General features: G+C 67.2%; 18 protein-coding genes and 1 riboswitch. Of the genes, 8 read left to right on the top strand and 10 right to left on the bottom strand.

Annotated features, from left to right (window positions below):
• Positions 1 to 61: 61 nt before the first annotated feature.
• The 3 genes from NA11_RS26195 to NA11_RS26185 all read right to left on the bottom strand — a co-directional run bounded on the left by NA11_RS26195 (position 62) and on the right by NA11_RS26185 (position 2795).
• Complete coding sequence (locus NA11_RS26195; protein ID WP_069164649.1) at positions 62 to 1282, bottom strand: acetyl-CoA C-acetyltransferase; 1221 nt, start codon at positions 1280 to 1282, stop codon at positions 62 to 64.
• A gap of 40 nt (positions 1283 to 1322) precedes the next feature.
• Positions 1323 to 2216: an SGNH/GDSL hydrolase family protein gene (locus tag NA11_RS26190; RefSeq protein WP_069164648.1), complete on the bottom strand. Its 894-nt coding sequence runs from the start codon at positions 2214 to 2216 to the stop codon at positions 1323 to 1325.
• A 99-nt stretch (positions 2217 to 2315) separates the two neighbouring features.
• Positions 2316 to 2795, bottom strand: coding sequence for a hypothetical protein (locus tag NA11_RS26185; protein WP_069164647.1), 480 nt, complete (start codon positions 2793 to 2795; stop codon positions 2316 to 2318).
• Positions 2796 to 2906: 111 nt separating this feature from the next.
• Between NA11_RS26185 and NA11_RS26180 the strand changes: the two genes are divergently transcribed.
• Positions 2907 to 4295: a cystathionine beta-synthase gene (locus NA11_RS26180; RefSeq protein ID WP_069164646.1), complete on the top strand. Its 1389-nt coding sequence runs from the start codon at positions 2907 to 2909 to the stop codon at positions 4293 to 4295.
• Between the two features lie 73 nt (positions 4296 to 4368).
• On the opposite strand, the gene NA11_RS26175 is transcribed toward NA11_RS26180, so the two are convergent.
• Positions 4369 to 5571: an MFS transporter gene (locus NA11_RS26175; RefSeq protein WP_069164674.1), complete on the bottom strand. Its 1203-nt coding sequence runs from the start codon at positions 5569 to 5571 to the stop codon at positions 4369 to 4371.
• Between the two features lie 82 nt (positions 5572 to 5653).
• Here NA11_RS26175 and NA11_RS26170 point away from each other — a divergent pair, with 82 nt between their 5' ends.
• Positions 5654 to 6136, top strand: a complete 483-nt coding sequence (locus tag NA11_RS26170; RefSeq protein ID WP_069164645.1) for an RrF2 family transcriptional regulator — start codon at positions 5654 to 5656, stop codon at positions 6134 to 6136.
• A 174-nt stretch (positions 6137 to 6310) separates the two neighbouring features.
• Positions 6311 to 7219 (top strand): NAD(P)-dependent oxidoreductase, encoded by a 909-nt coding sequence (locus tag NA11_RS26165; RefSeq protein WP_069164644.1) that lies wholly within the window; start codon positions 6311 to 6313, stop codon positions 7217 to 7219.
• A 24-nt stretch (positions 7220 to 7243) separates the two neighbouring features.
• Here NA11_RS26165 and NA11_RS26160 read toward each other — a convergent pair whose 3' ends face one another.
• Positions 7244 to 8611 (bottom strand): purine-cytosine permease family protein, encoded by a 1368-nt coding sequence (locus tag NA11_RS26160; RefSeq protein WP_069164673.1) that lies wholly within the window; start codon positions 8609 to 8611, stop codon positions 7244 to 7246.
• Positions 8608 to 8722, bottom strand: a riboswitch (TPP riboswitch). It overlaps the preceding gene by 4 nt.
• A gap of 258 nt (positions 8723 to 8980) precedes the next feature.
• On the opposite strand from NA11_RS26160, the gene NA11_RS26155 reads away from it, so the two are divergent.
• Positions 8981 to 10114 carry an AbrB family transcriptional regulator gene (locus NA11_RS26155; protein WP_084655078.1) on the top strand — a complete coding sequence of 378 codons (1134 nt, stop codon included), beginning with the start codon at positions 8981 to 8983 and terminating at the stop codon, positions 10112 to 10114.
• 8 nt (positions 10115 to 10122) lie between these two features.
• Here the strand turns inward: NA11_RS26155 and NA11_RS26150 are convergent, their stop codons facing one another.
• Positions 10123 to 10569: a DUF4254 domain-containing protein gene (locus tag NA11_RS26150; RefSeq protein ID WP_069164642.1), complete on the bottom strand. Its 447-nt coding sequence runs from the start codon at positions 10567 to 10569 to the stop codon at positions 10123 to 10125.
• A 405-nt stretch (positions 10570 to 10974) separates the two neighbouring features.
• Here NA11_RS26150 and NA11_RS26145 point away from each other — a divergent pair, with 405 nt between their 5' ends.
• On the top strand, positions 10975 to 11841 hold the full coding sequence (locus NA11_RS26145) for a mechanosensitive ion channel family protein (protein ID WP_141717851.1): 867 nt from the start codon (positions 10975 to 10977) through the stop codon (positions 11839 to 11841).
• An 85-nt stretch (positions 11842 to 11926) separates the two neighbouring features.
• Here the strand turns inward: NA11_RS26145 and NA11_RS26140 are convergent, their stop codons facing one another.
• Both NA11_RS26140 and NA11_RS26135 read right to left on the bottom strand, forming a co-directional pair.
• On the bottom strand, positions 11927 to 12301 hold the full coding sequence (locus NA11_RS26140; RefSeq protein WP_069164640.1) for a DUF6401 family natural product biosynthesis protein: 375 nt from the start codon (positions 12299 to 12301) through the stop codon (positions 11927 to 11929).
• 179 nt (positions 12302 to 12480) lie between these two features.
• A complete protein-coding gene (locus NA11_RS26135; protein ID WP_069164639.1) occupies positions 12481 to 13656 on the bottom strand; it encodes an acyl-CoA dehydrogenase family protein in 1176 nt (391 codons plus the stop codon).
• 289 nt (positions 13657 to 13945) lie between these two features.
• Between NA11_RS26135 and NA11_RS26130 the strand changes: the two genes are divergently transcribed.
• Entirely contained in the window at positions 13946 to 15091 is a 1146-nt protein-coding gene (locus NA11_RS26130) for a cystathionine gamma-synthase (protein ID WP_069164638.1), read from the top strand.
• 105 nt (positions 15092 to 15196) lie between these two features.
• Here the strand turns inward: NA11_RS26130 and greA are convergent, their stop codons facing one another.
• The gene (gene greA, locus NA11_RS26125; RefSeq protein WP_040738717.1) at positions 15197 to 15691 is read right to left on the bottom strand and encodes a transcription elongation factor GreA; all 495 of its coding nucleotides are present in this window, start codon (positions 15689 to 15691) and stop codon (positions 15197 to 15199) included.
• 299 nt (positions 15692 to 15990) lie between these two features.
• Positions 15991 to 16440, bottom strand: a complete 450-nt coding sequence (locus NA11_RS26120) for a DUF4307 domain-containing protein (RefSeq protein WP_084655077.1) — start codon at positions 16438 to 16440, stop codon at positions 15991 to 15993.
• Positions 16441 to 16559: 119 nt separating this feature from the next.
• On the opposite strand from NA11_RS26120, the gene mca reads away from it, so the two are divergent.
• Both mca and NA11_RS26110 read left to right on the top strand, forming a co-directional pair.
• Positions 16560 to 17426, top strand: a complete 867-nt coding sequence (mca, locus tag NA11_RS26115; RefSeq protein ID WP_069164636.1) for a mycothiol conjugate amidase Mca — start codon at positions 16560 to 16562, stop codon at positions 17424 to 17426.
• A complete protein-coding gene (locus NA11_RS26110; RefSeq protein WP_069164635.1) occupies positions 17426 to 17692 on the top strand; it encodes a hypothetical protein in 267 nt (88 codons plus the stop codon). Before mca ends, NA11_RS26110 begins: the two co-directional genes overlap by 1 nt.
• Positions 17693 to 17762 lie beyond the last annotated feature (70 nt).

Below are 17762 nucleotides of genomic sequence, written 5' to 3'. Positions count from 1 at the left end.
GAGAACGGCCCCCTTCCTGAATCAGGAAGGGGGCCGTTGCTTTTCAGCCTCTCGAGCTAGCTCAGCTCAGGCGCTCGATGACCATCGCCATGCCCTGGCCGCCGCCGACGCACATGGTCTCCAGACCGAACTGCTTGTCATAGGTCTGCAGGTTGTTGATCAGCGTGGTGGTGATGCGGGCGCCGGTCATGCCGAACGGGTGGCCGAGCGCGATGGCGCCGCCGGAGACGTTCAGCTTGTCCTCGTCGATCTTCAGCTCGCGGGCCGAGCCGAGCACCTGCACCGCGAACGCCTCGTTGATCTCGACCAGGTCGATGTCGTCGATCGACTTGCCCGCCAAGGCGAGCGCGCGCTTGCACGCCTCGATCGGGCCGAGGCCCATGATCTCCGGGGACAACCCGGAGACGCCGGTGGACACGATGCGGGCCAGCGGCGTCAGGCCGAGCTCCTTGGCCCTGGTGTCGCTCATCACGACCAGCGCGGCGGCGCCGTCGTTGAGCGGACAGCAGTTGCCAGCGGTGATCGTGCCGTCGGGGCGGAACACCGGCCTCAGCTGGCTGACCGCCTCGTAGGTGACGCCTGCGCGCGGGCCGTCGTCCTTCGCGACGATCGAGCCGTCCGGCAGCGTGACCGGGGTGATCTCGCGCTCGAAGAAGCCGTTCTTGATCGCTTCCTCGGCCCGGTTCTGCGAGCGGACGCCCCAGCGGTCCTGCTCCTCGCGGGTGATGCCGGTGAAGCTCGCCACGTTCTCCGCGGTCTGCCCCATCGCGATGTAGGCGTCCGGGAGCAGGCCGTCCACGCGCGGATCGTGCCAGGTGCCTGCGCCGCCTTCCGCGGTCTTCGCGGTGCGCGCCTCGGCGTCGGCGAAGAGCGTGTTCTTGGTGTTCGGCCAGCTGTCGGCGGAACCGTTCTTGTACCGCGACACCGTCTCGACGCCTGCGGAGATGAAGACATCACCCTCGCCCGCCTTGATCGCGTGGAACGCCATCCGGGTCGACTGCAGCGACGAGGCGCAGTAGCGGTGCACGGTGGTGCCTGGCACCAGGTCGTAGCCGAGCTCGACCGCCACGATGCGAGCGATGTTGAAACCCGACTCGCCGCCGGGCGAACCGCAGCCGAGGATCAGGTCATCGATCGTGTTCGGGTCGAGGGCGGGCACCTTGTCCAGCGCCGCGCGGACGATCTGGGTGGTCAGGTCGTCGGGCCGCATGTCGACCAGTGATCCCTTGGCCGCCCGGCCGATGGGAGAGCGGGCGGTCGAGACGATGACAGCCTCAGGCATGAGGACTCCTTTGTCGGAAGGTACGTGCGAACCGTTGTTGTTACTCGCGAGTTCGTATCGAATCTACGTCGCGCCCCGATGACCGGGCAGCGGCGGGGGTCGCCTCGTCGAGTGCCGTCAGCAGCACCGGAAGTAGTTGCGCCGCCGCGAGTTCGTAGCCGGCGGCCGACGGATGGAACCCGTCGGCGGCGAACAGCAGTTCGGGCTGTGCCCGGAATTCGGGAGCGAGCAGATAGCCCATCGGAACCGGTCGGCCACCCGCGACAGCGGTGGCCACCGTCTGCGCGCGGGCCAGCCGGACGCTCCAGTTGTGCACCACGGTGCGCAGCGGCTGCGGAATCGCGGTCACCGTGCCGAGATTCGGGCAGGTGCCGACCACAACCACGGCGTCGGCCATGTGCAGCCGCGCGACCGCGGCGGCCAGCCTGCGGGCCGAGGCGCGCACCGAATGCTTCTTGGTGATGTCGTTGGCGCCGATCAGGATGACCGCCGCGTCCGGCGGCGGGCCTGCCACGAACATGGCATCCACCTGACCGGACAATCCCTTGGAGGTGGCGCCGGAGATCGCCTTGGTGCTCAACCGGATTCGTTGCCCGGTGGCCACCGCGAGGCCACGGGCCAGTCGCACGCCGGGCACCTCGTCGGCGACCACGCAGCCGACGCCGGCCGCGGTGGAGTCGCCGAAGATCATCAGGTGCAGGTCCGCGTGCTTGCCGGTGCGCCACCGCTCCGGCTCGAGGCAGCCCGCGGTGTAGATGCCGTCGGCCTCAGGCGGTTTCGAGGTATCGCGGCCGATCACGCCACGGGCGACGCCGGCCTGTGCCATCAATATTTTGGACGCTGCCCACCATGCCGTGGTCGCTCCGGAGCCGGCCAGCACGGTCGCGGCACCGGTCACCGCGGCAGTACGCCAGCCGATGCGTGGTGCACTCACGGCTGCACCTCGCTGGCGCTCGGTTCCGCCGCAAGTGCAGGGCAGCTGTGTCTTCGGTTCGCTCGCTGGCGCTCCCTCACAACAGAAAATGTACCGACTTTACGCAGGAGGGGCAGCAGGAGCAGGAACGTTGAACCACCCATAAGCCGGAATACTTGCCGCGTCGGTGGTCACGGTGACCTCGATGCGGCCCGGCCCGGTGTCCTGGAACAACGCGTACTGCATGCTCCCGTAGAGACCGGTCACCACGGTGTTGTCGTAGCGGCCCACCGCCCCGGTGGTGGTGTTTCGCCAGGCCACCGTGGTGTTGACCTCGCACAACGGGGCCAGCGGGTAGTCGCCTGGCCCGATCCCGATGACCGGCAGTGCGCGCACATTGAGGATCGCCCGCCCAGGCCAGGCGGGGCTCACGTCGGCCCAGGTGCGAATGGTTGTCCCGCACAGGCCGCCGTAGGCGAGCGTCGGCACCTGCGGGAACTCGATGGTCACTGCCTTGGCCTGTGCGCCAGGTCCGACCAGTGCGGTCACTGCCGCGCCGGCCAGAACAACGCCGGCACGGGCGATGTTCGGCTGCTTCATGCTCACGAATCCTAAACGGAGGTTGAACAGTTCCCGCTGTTTGTCGAGCTCTGGGGTTTTCCGCGTGGCGTGCGCGAACTCACACTGCGGTCATCTGGAACTATGGGGCCCATGCGCATCGCCGACCATGTCGTGGACCTCATCGGCAATACGCCGTTGGTCCGGTTGAACTCCGTTGTAGGCCCCGATGCCGGACTGGTGGCCGCCAAGATCGAATACCTGAATCCGGGCGGTAGCTCCAAGGACCGGATCGCGGTGAAGATGATCGATGCCGCCGAGAAGTCAGGGCAGTTGCGCCCCGGCGGCACCATCGTCGAACCGACCTCGGGCAACACCGGCGTCGGGCTCGCGCTGGTCGCCCAGCAGCGCGGCTACCACTGCGTCTTCGTCTGCCCGGACAAGGTCAGCGAGGACAAGCGCAACGTGCTGCGTGCCTACGGCGCCGAGGTGGTCGTGTGCCCGACCGCCGTTGCCCCGGAAGACCCGGCCAGCTACTACAGCGTCTCCAATCGTCTGGTCGGCGAGATCGACGGCGCGTGGAAGCCGGACCAGTACTCCAACCCCGGCGGCCCGGACAGCCACTACGAGACGACCGGCCCGGAGATCTGGCGCGACACCGAAGGCAAGGTCACCCACTTCGTCGCGGGCGTCGGCACCGGCGGGACCATCACCGGCACCGGCCGCTATCTCAAAGAGGTGTCCGGCGGCAAGGTGAAGATCATCGGCGCCGACCCGGAGGGCTCGGTGTACTCCGGCGGCACCGGACGGCCGTACCTGGTCGAGGGTGTCGGCGAGGACTTCTGGCCGTCGGCCTACGACCCGGCCATCCCGGACGAGATCATCGCGGTCTCCGACGCGGACTCGTTCGACATGACCCGCCGCCTCGCCCGCGAGGAAGGCCTGCTGGTCGGCGGCTCGTGCGGGATGGCCGTTGTCGCGGCCATCGAGGTCGCGCGGCGCGACCCGGACGCGGTCGTTGTGGTGCTGTTGCCCGACGGCGGCCGCGGCTACCTGTCGAAGATCTTCAACGACCAGTGGATGAGCTCCTACGGGTTCCTGCGCGACCGGCTCGACGGCAGTGCCGAACCGTTGGTCGGGGATGTGTTGCGCGGCAAGTCGGGTGCCTTGCCCGACCTGGTGCACACCCACCCGTCGGAGACGTTGCGCGACGCCATCGAGATCCTGCGCGAGTACGGGGTGTCGCAGATGCCGGTCGTCGGCGCGGAGCCGCCGGTGATGGCGGGCGAGGTCGCGGGCAGCGTGTCCGAGCGGGATCTGCTCTCCGCGGTGTTCGAAGGCCGTGCGCACCTGACGGATTCGGTGGCCAAGCACATGAGCCCGTCGTTCCCGTTGATCGGTGCAGGCGAGCCGATCTCCTCCGCGACCAAGGCGCTGTCGGACACCGACGCGCTGATGGTGGTCGACGACGGCAAGCCGGTCGGCGTCATCACCAGGCACGACCTGCTCGGCTTCTTGAGCACCGGCAGCCTCGGTCGCTGACCCGGAACTAACTGTTGCTCTTGGCTTTCCGCCCACCGAATCCGTTCCGGTTCGGTGGGCGGCTGTCGTCGGCTCAGTCGCGCCGGACCATGCCTGCGATCGGCACCAACAGCAATACCGTTGCGCCACCGAGTAATCCGAAGGCGAGCCGGAAGTTGCCTGTCTCGTCGCGCAGCGCGCCGACCAGGACGGGTGCCACGGCCGCAGCGGCGTAGCCGACGAAAAACGCCATGGCGCTGTAGCGTCCGGCTTCGGCCACATCGCGGCTCATCGATACCGGCACGGTGAGCACCAGGGTGAACAGGCCGCCGTGGCCGATGCCGAGTGCGACGATCCAGAGCCAGGTGGCGGTGGCCGGGCTCAGTGCGAGCCCGAGGAAGCCGACGGCGGTCAGTACTGTGGTCAGCGCGAGCCCGATGCGCTTGTCCCTGCGCTCACCGAGCAGCGCGGGAACGGCGAGCATCGCCACCACCTGGATCGAGATCATGGCGGTGAGCAGGAAGCCCGCGTAGGCCTCGCGATACCCGCCCGCATCGTGCAACAGTGGTGCGACCCAGGCCAATTCGCAGTAGTACAGCGCCGAGTTGAGCGCAGCAAGCACGGTGATCTGCCATGCTGTCGCGCTGCGCAACGGCAATCCCTTCGTCGCAGGACCCTGCGGCCCCGACACGTCGTCCAGGCGCAGCGCGGACCGCGCCGCAGACCACAGCAGGATGCCCGCGACGGCGAGCACCGCCCACGACGCCAGCGCGCCCGCCCAGGAATCCAGCGCATCGGCCAGTGGTGCGCTGATGCCTGCGGCGACCGCGCCGCCCAATCCGAGTCCCGCGGTATAGATGCCGGTCACCAGCCCGGCGCGCTCGGCGAACCGCGATTTCACCACCGCGGGCAGCAGCGTCTGCGCGATGGCGATGCCGGCGCCGACCACGGCGGCGCAGCTGAGCTGTAGCCAGGTCGCTGTGCCGAATCCGCGTGCGGCAGTGGCGATTGTGACCACAACCAGGCCGATCAACACGCCGCGTTGCAAGCCGAAGCGGCGGCCTATCGCTGCCGCGAGGGGAGCGCACAGACCCATCGCCAGGGTCGGGACGGTGGTCAACAGGGCGACCCCGGTCGAGGACAGGCCCAGATCGAGGCGAATCCGATCGACCAGCGGGGACACTGCGGCGATGGCGGGGCGCAGGTTGGCCGCGGCAACGAACAACGCCATCGTCGCAACGGCGAGGGCGGCACGGTCTTTGGTGGTTGGGGTGGAGCGGTCTCGAAGCGTGGTCATGACGGGCACCTCAATCTCGGACATTTAATGTCCAAGTTATAGCACAGTCTCGGACATTTTCTATCCGAGATATGCTGTCCGCATGAAGATGTCCAACGGCGTCGAATGGGCCATGCACTGCTGTGTTTCCCTCGGTCAGGCCGTCGACCCGGTGCCCGCCGCCCGGTTGGCCGAGCTGCACGGCGTGCCGACGGCCTACCTCGCCAAACATCTCCAGGCGCTCTCCCGAGTCGGCATCGTGCGCTCGGTCCCCGGCCCGGCCGGGGGCTACGTGCTCACCCGTGCCGCAGGCAGCATCACCGCGCTCGAGGTGGTCGAGGCGGTGGACGGCGCTGAACCGGCCTTCCGCTGCACCGAGATTCGCCAGCAGGGCCCGCTCGCACTGCCCGCGAAAAGCTGCCGCGTGCCCTGCGCGATCGCGCGCGCCATGGCCGCCGCCGACGCGGCGTGGCGGGCCGCCCTCGCTGCCATCACCATCGCGGACCTGGCCGCGAACATCGACGCCGACAGTTCCGGCACCGCGCTACGCGACCTGCGCGACTGGCTGACCGACGGGGCTCGCTAGCCCTGGAAGGCCTGGGCGGATCGGACCCGTCGACGCGGTGCGCCGCTGACCTGGATGCTTACCTCCGGGTTGGTATTGGACGGAAAAGTGCGTACTTGCCGGTCCGTTCGGTGTGCACCAAGACTGAAGACGCAGTCGGCGACCGTCGTCGAAATGTGTTGGAGTGGAGCGACTATGACCGAACGCACGCCGGTGACCGTGCTGGGTCTCGGATCGATGGGCAGCGCGTTGGCGAAAGCCTTTCTCCGTGCCGGGCATCCGACCACGGTGTGGAACCGCAGCCCGGAGAGGGCGGCCTCGTTGGTGGCGCTTGGTGCCAGGCACGTCGGCGAGATTGCCGAGGCGGTCGCCGCGAGTCCGCTGATCGTCAGTTGCCTCATCGGATTCGAGGCCACCGCCGAGACCCTGGCGCCGGCCGGCCATGCGATCGGTGGGCGCACGCTGATCACGGTGAACAGCGGGGCTCCGGCAGGGGCAAGGGCACTGGCCGCATGGGCCGCCGAGCACGGCGCCGGTTTTCTGGGCGGCGCGATCAAGAATGTGCCTGCGGCCGTGGGTAACCCGGATACCCTGCTGTACTTCGGCGGTAACCGTGCGCTCTTCGACGAGCACGCCGAAACCCTGCGGGTGCTCGGCGGCGACCTGGAGCATCTCGGTCCCGAGCCCGATCTGGCTGCCATGTACGAGGCCGCTGTCGGCGCGACCCTGCTGCCCGCACTACTCGGCTTCTTCGAAGGTGCCGCGGTGCTGTCCGCGCGTGGCTTCCCAGCGAGCTCGATGGTGCGGCACTCCACCAAGTGGCTGCAGATGATCGAATCCCTGCTGCCCGTCCTCGCCGAGGAGATCGACACCCGCGACTACACCAAGCTCGGCTCCTCGGTCGCGTTGTTCCATTCGGCCAACGACGACGACATCGCGCTCGGTACCGAAACCGGCGTCGACATGTCCTGGCACCGGCCGATGTTCGAGCTCCTCGGCCGCGCGATGGACGAAGGATACGGCGACAAGAGCATCACCGCGCTCTTCGAACTGCTCCGCGTGGCACGCGTCGACGAGCTCAGGCTCGCGGCCGGGGCCGACTAGCTTCGTCGCGCCGTGTCCGCACGCTCAGCGGGCAGCGCGCTGGGTGGTGATCCGGCCGACCACCCACGCAACCAGCAGTGCGACGAGGAACGACAGCAGTGACGCGCTCATCCAGGCCTGCTTGGTGAAGTGCAGGCGCTCTTGGATATTCACCCAGAAATCGGTCCACACGCCGGCATCGCCCGGATTGATCAGCTGATAGACGGTGAAGCCCGCGAGCCAGGCGACGATCATGCCCCACCGCGACGGTGCGTCGGCGGCGGTGTTCCACTCGCCCCTCGCCCGCAGGAAGAAGTCGCCGACGAGCACGCCGAGCATCGGCACGAACACCGAGCCGATCAGGCCGAGGAAGCCGAAGTAGTTGCCCATGTTCAGCAACAGCGCGAGCACGGTGATCAGCGCGCCCAGGCCGATCGACAGGACCCGGCGGTCCAGGCGGGGTGCGAGATTCTGGATCGACACTGCGGTGGAATACACGTTGGCAAACGACTGGTCGGCCTCGCGGAGAACGAAGATAAAGAAGAAGAGGCCGCCGAGGGTGACGGCGAGGAAAGGCGAATACTGGCCGCCGCCGGTCGCCCGTGCCAGCGCGAACAGCCCGAGAATGTAGGCGACGATCTGGGTGAGCGCATAGGCGCCGCTCGCCGCGCCGAACGCGGAGCCGGTGCTGCGCGAGTGCCTGGTGTAGTCGGCGGCCACCGGCACCCAGGAGATCGACACTGCCAGCGCCGCATCGGTGGCGATCCAGAAGAGGTTCCAGTCGACGCCGAACGGACCGCTGCCGTGCGGGCCGGGATTCGCGGTGAGGTCGGGCAGGCCCGCGCGGAAGAACTGGATGTAGAACCAGATCAGCGCGATCACCACTCCAGCGGTGACGAACCGGCGCAGCATCCGTACCGAGCCGAGCGGCCAGATCGTCAAGACTGTGGTGAGGACGCCCGCGGCTACTACATACAGCCAGTGCGGGCCGCCGCCGAACAGTTCGTCGGCCGCGTCACCGATGACGATCAGCTCGAAGGTGCCCCAGCCGATCAGCTGCGCGATGTTCAAAACCGTTGGCAGGTAGCTGAGTTTCGCGCCGAACAGGCCGCGGAGCAGCACCATTGCCGGTTTGCCCGTCTTCGCGCCTGGTACAGCGGCCAGGCCGAGCATCACGCCGCCCGCGACCGTGCCGACGATCATCGCGAGGATGCCCGCGGCGATCGAGAGCTGTGGTGCGCCCTCGGCATTCGGCGCGAGCACGGTGTATGCGCCGGAGAAGGCGATGAGGCTGACGCCGAGATTTGCCCAGAATGCGCTCTGGTCCCAGAAGGACAGCACTTTCGGGGCGGGTTCGTCGAGGGTGAACGGAGCTTCGTGCCGTTCTGAGGTGGGCAGGGTCGAGGCAGACATGACCGAAACGCTCTTCCTACGCCGGCATTACCCGGACAGGTTCAGGCGGTCGGCGAAGCGTGGGGTCCGCCCTCTCAGCCCGGCCGTGCCCGAGCTCCCGCGATAGGGGTTTGTTCGGGCAAATGGTACACGTGGCGGCTCAGCGCGGGGTTCGGTCCGCAGGTGGCTGCTAGGTGAACAAATCGCCAGCTGGGCATTCGCTCATTTATTTCCAGATAGAATCATCGGGGACACAAGGCTGTAACAAGATCCGACAATCCTGCGTCTGAGCAGGGAATTGATGGCATGCGTCGGGGATCACATTAGCTGTTAACCCTGATAACGGAGTCGTAACGGTCTGTTCATTCGCTAGGGCAAGGATTCTCAGGTATGACTCGGAAGCAAGGGATCGGTTGGGTAGCTCTGCTGGCCTCGGTGCTTGCCGGGGCGGAGTTGCTCGACTGGATACATTTTCCAGCGCCCCAGATGATCCTGGCGATCGTCGTCGGCGGAGCGCTGGCGTTGATGGGGAAGCTGCCCGCCCCGCTGCCTCGCCAGGTTTCGGTCGGCGTGCAAGCGATGCTCGGCGTGCTGATGGGTAGCTATCTCGAGGTCTCACTGCTGTCCAGCATCGGCTTGGCGCTCATCCCGGTGCTCGCGGTCACGGTGATGACGCTGGTGATCAGCCTGCTGGTCGCGGTGGTGTTCGCCCGAGTTGCCCACGTGGAGTTGCCAACTGCCACGCTCGGCCTGCTGGCAGGCGGGTCAGCGGCCGTGGTGGCCTGCGCCGACGATATGGACGCCGATCCGCGTCAGGTCGCATTCATGCAGTACCTGCGGGTCGCCCTCGTCGCGGTGAGCGCGCCCGCCCTCGGCGCCTTCCTGAACAACAGCAGTAGCGGCTTGACCTCCGAGCGGGTCACTCTCGGTGGCGCGGTCACCAACCCTGATCTGCCCTACTGGATGATCGTCGGTCGCGGCGATCAGGTTGCCGGACTGTCCATTGCGGTGATGCTGTGCATCGTCGGCACCAAGCTCGGCAGGCGGCTCAACATGCCGAGCCCCGCACTGATCGGGCCGATGCTGGTGACCGCGCTGCTCACCGCGCTCGGCGTCAGCCACGGGTACGCACCGACCAACCTGTTCAAGGACCTGCTGTTCGTGCTGATCGGTTTCGAGGTCGGTACCCGGTTCACCAGGACCGTCGTCACCGAGATGGCCAGGATGATTCCCGGCATGACGGTCACCATCGTCGCGCTGTCCGCCATCGTCGCCGGATTGGCCTTCGCCGTGGCGACCTTCGTCGATCTCGAGCTTTCCGACATCTATCTGGCCACCACCCCTGGCGGCATCAACGCGGTGCTGGCGACGGCTGAGTCGATGGACGCGAACCTGCCCCTGATCACCTGCGTTCAGAGCATGCGATTGCTCCTGATGGTGCTGATGCTTCCGCTGTTGACCCGCGGCATGCGCTGGCTGTCCGCGCGCCAGATCCGCATGATGCAGCCAGAACTGGTCGCCTGAGGTCGTTCTCAGACGTCCACGATCAAGTCCGTCCACTCGTCGGCGAGCGACGCGAGCCGGTACCACGCCGCGTGCACCCGGTCGTCGGACACCTTCTCGGCGGTGTGCAGGAGATGGCTGGCGTGCACGTGTGCCGCGGCCATCCGATCGACGGTCGCGCCGAGTGATCGGGCGCGCAGATGCTCGGTGCACCGGCGGCGCGGCAGCTTGGTGGCCACCCATGCGTCGATGGCGGCCACCAACTCGGCACGGCGGCAATCTATTCCGGCGGCCCCCAGCGGATCGCGGTGGCGCTGCCTGTGCAACGTGGCCAGCGTGCGGGCCCAGTCGATGAGCGGATGGTCGGCGACCGGATCGCCGGACTGGCCACCGAAGGCGGCGACCAGTTCGCGTTGATCAGGCAGCGGCCGCGCGCCGCCCCTGCTGGGGCGGTGGCCACGATCACGCACGAACATCGCCGGCTCCTCGGCACATCGCGATGCGGGGGATCGGTCTCTTGCCGACGGCGTCGGCTGACAGTGGGGTCATGGTGCACCTCCGGGTGTCGGGCGGGAGGCATTGCCCTGATGCCGGATCCGGAGCTAAGCGTGCGCCTTCTGTCTCGGCGTGTCGGTGTCGGACAGATGGCACGTCGATGACAGGTCGTAACAATCTTCTCCGCAAACCGTCGGGTCGGTTGTGAGGTAGGCAAACCGAATGGCACGGCTTACGTGCGTGGAAGAGATAGATGTCGCGCCGAATGCGCCGATGTGGCAAATTATCTGCAAACAGCAGGTTCGAGTGATGTCGCCGGGGTATAACCGGCCATGAAGCCGCCTCGGCAAACTGCCTTGGCGTAATCGGATAGCGAAGGGATGGGCATGTACACCTCCAGTTTGGCTATCGATTTCCAACAGGGCCTCTCGGACGCGTGGAGCTCCGTCGCCACGTTCGTCCCCAAGCTGGCCGGATTCCTTGTCATCCTGCTCATCGGCTGGATCGTCGCGAAGGTCGTCTCGACGATCGTGGACAAGGTGCTCGATCGGCTCGGCTTCGACCGGCTGGTCGAGCGCGGCGGACTCAGGCAGATGATGTCGCGCAGCCGCTACGACGCCTCGGATCTGCTGGCGAAGCTGGCCTACTACGCGATCCTGCTGATCGCGCTGCAGCTCGGCTTCGGCGTCTTCGGTCCGAACCCGGTGAGTGATCTGCTCGACGGCATCGTCTCGTGGCTGCCGAAGGCGGCGGTCGCGATCATCATCGTGGTGATCGCAGGCGCGATCGCGTCCGCGGTGCGTGACCTGGTCGGCAACATGCTCGGCGGGCTGTCCTACGGCGCGATGATCGGCCGCGTCGCCGCGGTGTTCATCTGGGGTGTCGGCCTGGTTGCCGCGCTGAATCAGATCGGCGTTGCCACCTCGGTCACCATGCCGATCCTCATCACCGTGCTCGCCACCATCGGCGGTGTCCTGGTGGTCGGCATCGGCGGTGGCATGGTGCGGCCGATGCAGCAGCGCTGGGAGAACTGGCTGAGCGGGCTGGAAGAGGAGATGCCCGCGGTCAAGGGGCACGCGGAGGCGTACTCGCGTGGCCGCGAGGATGCCTCGCGGGAGCAGCTCTGGATGGACCAGCAGGCCAGCCGCGGTCAGCACGGACAGCAGTGGGATCAGGGCGCGATGCAGGGCGGCGGGTCTTACCGGCAGTCCGGTGAGTACATGGGCTACCGCGATCCCGGTGACCAGCGCTGAGCTCGGGTTTTCCGACGCGTGCGTCCGCGCTCGGCTCAGGCCGAGGGCGGACGCACTGTTTCGAAGTCGTTGTGCGACAGCGTGATCAGGCAGACACGTGGGCCGCGTGCAGGCACACGCTCGCCAACCGCAGCTGCGCCCAGCCCGCATTCGCCCAGCTGCCAAGATCGTCGGGGGCCGCGCTGGTCAGCGCCTGCCTGCCCGGTTCCTGCGCTTCGCGCACCTGATCGACCAGCCCGCGGGCGTATCCGGCAAGCAGCACGCTGACCGGAACCTTGGCCGCGTCCTCGACGCCGAGCTCGATGATGTCGCGCACGGCCGCCGCATGCTGGTCGAGGGCGGCCGAGAGCGCGGGCAGCTCCGCGGCGGCGGCAAGTGCGGGCATCCCGTGCGTCTTGTGCAGGCGGGTCAATATCTTGCGTGCCGACACTTCGAGCAACGCCGGGCCGAGCGAAAACATGTCTCATGCTAGCAATCGCTCAGTATTTATGAAACTGTGATGCTCCACTACGTCAGATTTGTCGTATTAGTTCGGCTCAGCAAACACGCCGCACGAAAACGCTTGCCGGAGAAACGGATTCTCCGGCCCGGGCGGAGCCGCCCGGACCGGCAGCGAACCCGTCGCACCGATACGTCGGATTACCGGAAGGCGTTCGCGTCGGTCAGTGCGCGGCCGAGCACCAGCTGGTGCACCTCGGCGGTGCCCTCGTAGGTGAGCACCGACTCCAGGTTGTTGGCATGGCGCAGCACCGGGTAGTCCAGCGTGATGCCGTTGGCGCCGAGGATGGTGCGGCACTCACGGGCGATCGCGATGGCCTCCCTGGTGCTGTTCAGCTTTCCGGCGCTCACCTGCTCCGGGGTCACCGCGCCGCGATCCTTCAGCCTGCCGAGGTGCAGGGCGAGCAGCTGGCCCTTGCCGAATTCGAGGGCCATGTCCGCCAGCTTGGCCTGGGTCAGCTGGTAGCCGGCCAGCGGCTTGTCGAAAACCTCACGGGTGCGCGCGTATTCGATGGTCGAGGCCAGGCAGTCGCGGGCGGCGCCGAGCGCGCCGAAGATGATGCCGAAGCGGGCCTCGCTCAGGCAGGCCAGCGGCGAGGCGAGCCCGCGTGATTCCGGCAACACCGCCTCGGCGGGCAGCCGGACGTCGTCGAGGTCGAGTTCCGCGGTGATCGAGGCGCGCAGCGACAGCTTGCGGTGCATCTCGCGCGCGTTGAACCCCGGCGTCCCCGCCGGGACCAGGAAGCCGCGGATCCGCTGCGTGCCCTCGTCCTCGGTCTGCGCCCACACCACCGCGACGTCGGCCACCGAGCCGTTGGTGATCCACATCTTCGAGCCGTTGAGCACCCAGTCCGCGCCGTCGCGCTTGGCCCTGGTCCGCATGCCGCCGGGGTTGGAGCCGAAGTCGGGTTCGGTGAGACCGAAACAGCCGATCGCGCGGCCTGCCGCCATCTCGGGCAGCCACTGCTGCTTCTGCTCCTCCGAGCCGTACTTGTGGATCGCGGTCATCGCCAGCGAGCCCTGCACCGAAACCATGCTGCGCACACCGGAATCGACCGCTTCCAGCTCCTGGCAGGCGAGGCCGTACATGGTGGCCGACATGCCCGCGCAGCCGTAGCCGTCCAGATGCATGCCGAGCAGTCCGACCTTGCCCAGTTCGGGGGCGATCTCGCGAGCCGGGAAGGTGCCCGCCTCGAACCAGTCCGCGATGTGCGGGCGCAGGCGTTGCGCCGCGAAGGCCGCGACGGTGTCGCGGATCTCGCGCTCGTCGTCGGACAGGAGGGTGTCGATCGCGAACAGTTCTTCCACAGTGACCATGGGTCAAGACTAAAGGGACCGGGTGCGGTTGAGAGCAGGCTCACTACCCTTCGCTGCCGTGAATATTCCGACACAAGCCGTCTAGCTGTGTAAATAGATCGGTTTCTGGCCGAAAGAAGGGCGATCTATCCTGTCGGCTAGTGGGCGTGATCCAGATCTTCGGCACGATCGGGTATGTCTTCGGGGCCCGCCGGTGTTGTCGACTGTGTGAAACGGGGCCTTCCCGTCACGCGCCGGTGCGACCGAGCTTGGAGTTGCCGGTTGATCGCTCCCAATTAGGCTGGGGTCCATGAGTGAGCTGGGGTTCTCCACACGTGCCGTGCATGCCGGATTCGATCCAGACCCGCAGACCGGTGCGGTGAACGTACCGATCTACGCGAGTTCGACGTTCGCCCAGGACGGAGTCGGCGGTCTGCGTGGCGGTTTCGAGTACGCCAGGACCGGAAACCCGACCAGGTCGGCGCTGGAAGCGAACCTCGCCGCCCTCGAATCGGGCACCTACGGCCGGGCCTTCGCCTCGGGCATGGCCGCCACCGACTGTGCGATCCGCGCCACGCTGCGTCCCGGTGATCACATCGTCATCCCGGACGACGCCTACGGCGGCACCTTCCGGTTGATCGACAAGGTGTTCAGCCAGTGGGGCATCGAGCACTCGCCCGCCCACGTGTTCGACGTGGACGAGATGCGCGCGGCGATCCGGCCGAACACCAAGCTGGTCTGGGTGGAGACGCCGACCAACCCGCTGCTGAGCATCGGCGATATCCCGGCGCTGGCCGATATCGCGCACGCCGCAGGCGCGAAGCTGGTGGTGGACAACACCTTCGCCACCCCGTACCTGCAGCAGCCGCTGCTGCTCGGCGCGGACATCGTCACGCACTCAACCACCAAGTACCTCGGCGGCCACTCCGACGTCGTCGGCGGCGCGCTGATCACCAACGATCCCGAGCTCGATGCCGCATTCGCGTTCCTGCAGAACGGCGCGGGCGCGGTGCCAGGCCCGTTCGACGCGTTCCTCACGATGCGCGGCACCAAGACGCTGGCCGTGCGGATGGATCGGCACTGCGACAACGCCGAGACCCTGGTCGAGTTCCTGTCCGGGCATCCGGCCATCGCCAAGGTGATCTACCCGGGCTTGCCCGAGCACCCGGGGCACGAGATCGCCACCAAGCAGATGCGCCGGTTCGGCGGCATGATCTCGGTGCGACTACACGGCGGCCCGGACGCGGCCCGCGAGTTCTGCTCGCGCACCAAGGTTTTCACGCTGGCTGAGTCGCTGGGCGGGGTGGAATCGCTGATCGAGCATCCGGCCGCGATGACGCACGCCTCCACCGAGGGCTCCGAGCTGGAGGTGCCCGCCGATCTGGTGCGGCTCTCGGTCGGCATCGAGGACGCCGCCGACCTGCTCGCCGATGTCGCCCAGGCGCTGAAGGACTAGGGGACAGCCGAGATGACGAAGCGGCCGCACCTGGGTTCCGGGTGCGGCCGCTCGTGTCTCAGGGGACATGCTCGGGCGAGTCGCGATGCGACCCGGCCCGCAGCGTCAGCTGTGGTACGGCTCCGCGCTGACCAGCGTGACCTTCATGGTCTTGCCGTTGGGCAGCGTGTACTCGCGGGTGTCGCCGACCTTGGCGTCGATGAGCGCGCCGCCGAGCGGGGACGCGGGCGAGTAGGTCTCCAGCTTGGAGTCGTTCAGGCCCTCTTCGCGGGTCGCGATGAGGAAGGTCTCGGTGTCGGACTCGTCGCCGTCGTAGTAGACCTTGACGACCGAGCCGGGGAGTGCGACGCCGGACTTGGTCGGCGCGACGCCGACCTTGGCGTTGTTCAGCAGTTCCTGCAGCTGGCGAATGCGCGCCTCCTGCTGGCCCTGCTCCTCGCGCGCGGCGTGGTATCCGCCGTTCTCCTTGAGGTCACCCTCTTCACGACGTTCGTTGATCTCGGCGGCGATGACGGGACGATTGGCGATGAGCGCATCGAGTTCGCCCTTGAGCCTGTCGTGCGACTCCGGGGTCAGCCAAGTCACTTGCGTCTCAGTCATCTCGATCACTCCCTAGTAGTTGTTCCCGGCAGGCCGGGATTCCCTGATAACTGCCGCAGTACCCACCCGTGGGGCGGGCACGCACCAGTCGACGGCTAGAGCGATCCTGGGAAGTTCGTCGAACCCCGACAGGCTTTAGTTCCGGGCAAACTGAGAACCCGGAACTGATAGCGCTGGCCGCCAATGCAGCAAACACGGCTCCGAACCCCGGAACCGTGTATCAAGCCATTTTAGCATGAATCACAAACATGCAGGTCGGAGTTAATTTCGAGGAACAATGGTACGGCAAAAGGGGCAAATCACCCTGCTCGAAGATAGCTGGGCACCTGACTGCTGCACGCGTAGATGCTGCTCGAGGCGGGGCGCGAGGATGCCTTGACCGTCGTGGTCAGCTCGATCGTGCCGCTGGTCGAGGGCTCGACCAGCACTTCGCGCCTGCCGACCTCGACGCTGTCGCGGGCCATCGCGCGGACGAAGCAGACCACCGGCTTGCTCGGGTCTTTGCGGGTGACCTTGATTCGGACGCTCATCGTGGCATCGTCGAGGATCGTGTAGCCGAGCTGCTCGGAGTCGATGTCCTTGGGGCCGTACTTCTGGTATCCGATGAAGGCGACGAGACACCCGAGCAGGACAACGGCAACGGTGAGGGCGACCGGTGTCCAGCGACGGCGTACCGCCGGGCGTGTCCCATACCGGTCGGTCGGCCTTTGGCTCGTCACCGGAGTAGCCGCCTCTTCGCGCTCGGTCAAAAGATCGCTCCCGGGGGGTACGTCGGAACAAAAGTCGGTCGAATGGAACTATAGGGAACGAAGACCAGACACCCGCGAGCGAGAGCGACGGTGAACGAGACGTGAGTGGCCTTCGCCTCATGGCGGTCCATGCCCACCCCGACGACGAATCCAGCAAGGGTGCCGCGACGACCGCACGCTATGCCGACGAAGGACACGACGTCCTCATCGTCACACTGACCGGTGGCGAACGTGGCAGCATCCTGAATCCTGCGATGGATACCCCAGGCATCCTCGACCGGATCGACGAGGTTCGCCGCGAGGAGATGGCCGCGGCGGCGCGTGCGCTCGGCGTGCGGCAGCAGTGGCTCGGCTTCGTGGATTCCGGACTGCCGGAAGGTGACCCGCTGCCGCCGCTGCCCGAAGACAGCTTCGCGCTGGTGCCGCTGGCCGAGTCCACCGAGGCCCTCGTCCGGCTGGTGCGTGAGTTCCGGCCGCACGTGATCGTCACCTACGACGAGCTCGGCGGTTACCCGCACCCCGATCACATCCGCTGCCACGAGGTGTCGGTCGCGGCCTACGAGGCGGCGGGCGATCCCGCGCAGTTCCCCCAGGCCGGCGCGCCGTGGACGCCGCTGAAGCTGTACTACACCCACGGGTTCACCGCGCGGCGGATGGAGGTCTTCGCCGAGGAGTACGAGCGGATCGGCGAGCCGTTCCCGCTGCAGGAGTGGCTGGATCGGATGCGCAAGTACGTTCCCGAGCGCGGCGACGTGTTCGCCAGGGTCACCACTCAGATCGACTGCGCCAAGTACTTCCCGCAGCGTGACGATGCCCTGCGTGCGCACGCGACGCAGATCGACCCGAACGGCGCGTTCTTCGCCATCCCGCTGGAGATGCAGCAGCGGCTGTGGCCCACTGAGGAATTCGAGCTGGCCAAGACCAGGGTGCGTACGGCGCTGCCGGAGACCGATCTGTTCGCAGGCATCGAAGACGAGCAGCGGTGATGCTGGTACTGCTCGCCCAGACCCCAGGCACCCCGACCGGACCCGAGTTCGGCAAGGCGTCGCCGCTCGGGTTGGTCCTCATCCTGATTCTGCTGGCAGGCACCGTGCTGCTGGTGCGGTCGATGAACAAGCACATCAAGGGGTTGCCCGCGACCTTCGAGCCGGAACATCCCGAGCCGGACCAGGAGGCCGACGAGGGGACCGAGCACGGCATCACCACGCGGCCCGACGAGCCGGGGCACGGCGGACGGGCCGACACGACCTGACTTCGGGTCGCTGAGCTGTTGCTTGTCACGTTTTCGCGCGCTGCGTCGTCAATGGGGTAGTCGCGGCGCG

The organism is Nocardia altamirensis NBRC 108246, from assembly GCF_001612685.1.
Lineage (GTDB): Bacteria > Actinomycetota > Actinomycetes > Mycobacteriales > Mycobacteriaceae > Nocardia > Nocardia altamirensis.
This window is presented reverse-complemented; position numbering and strand designations above follow the sequence as displayed.

Bases quoted from the DNA above. Each gene is read 5' to 3' on its own strand.
- NA11_RS26195 (WP_069164649.1), bottom strand. From the start codon at position 1,282: ATGCCTGAGGCTGTCATCGTCTCGACCGCCCGCTCTCCCATCGGCCGG.
- NA11_RS26185 (WP_069164647.1), bottom strand. From the start codon at position 2,795: ATGAAGCAGCCGAACATCGCCCGTGCCGGCGTTGTTCTGGCCGGCGCG.
- NA11_RS26180 (WP_069164646.1), top strand. From the start codon at position 2,907: ATGCGCATCGCCGACCATGTCGTGGACCTCATCGGCAATACGCCGTTG.
- NA11_RS26175 (WP_069164674.1), bottom strand. From the start codon at position 5,571: ATGACCACGCTTCGAGACCGCTCCACCCCAACCACCAAAGACCGTGCC.
- NA11_RS26170 (WP_069164645.1), top strand. From the start codon at position 5,654: ATGAAGATGTCCAACGGCGTCGAATGGGCCATGCACTGCTGTGTTTCC.
- NA11_RS26165 (WP_069164644.1), top strand. From the start codon at position 6,311: ATGACCGAACGCACGCCGGTGACCGTGCTGGGTCTCGGATCGATGGGC.
- NA11_RS26160 (WP_069164673.1), bottom strand. From the start codon at position 8,611: ATGTCTGCCTCGACCCTGCCCACCTCAGAACGGCACGAAGCTCCGTTC.
- NA11_RS26155 (WP_084655078.1), top strand. From the start codon at position 8,981: ATGACTCGGAAGCAAGGGATCGGTTGGGTAGCTCTGCTGGCCTCGGTG.
- NA11_RS26150 (WP_069164642.1), bottom strand. From the start codon at position 10,569: ATGTTCGTGCGTGATCGTGGCCACCGCCCCAGCAGGGGCGGCGCGCGG.
- NA11_RS26145 (WP_141717851.1), top strand. From the start codon at position 10,975: ATGTACACCTCCAGTTTGGCTATCGATTTCCAACAGGGCCTCTCGGAC.
- NA11_RS26140 (WP_069164640.1), bottom strand. From the start codon at position 12,301: ATGTTTTCGCTCGGCCCGGCGTTGCTCGAAGTGTCGGCACGCAAGATA.
- NA11_RS26135 (WP_069164639.1), bottom strand. From the start codon at position 13,656: ATGGTCACTGTGGAAGAACTGTTCGCGATCGACACCCTCCTGTCCGAC.
- NA11_RS26130 (WP_069164638.1), top strand. From the start codon at position 13,946: ATGAGTGAGCTGGGGTTCTCCACACGTGCCGTGCATGCCGGATTCGAT.
- greA (WP_040738717.1), bottom strand. From the start codon at position 15,691: ATGACTGAGACGCAAGTGACTTGGCTGACCCCGGAGTCGCACGACAGG.
- mca (WP_069164636.1), top strand. From the start codon at position 16,560: ATGGCGGTCCATGCCCACCCCGACGACGAATCCAGCAAGGGTGCCGCG.
- NA11_RS26110 (WP_069164635.1), top strand. From the start codon at position 17,426: ATGCTGGTACTGCTCGCCCAGACCCCAGGCACCCCGACCGGACCCGAG.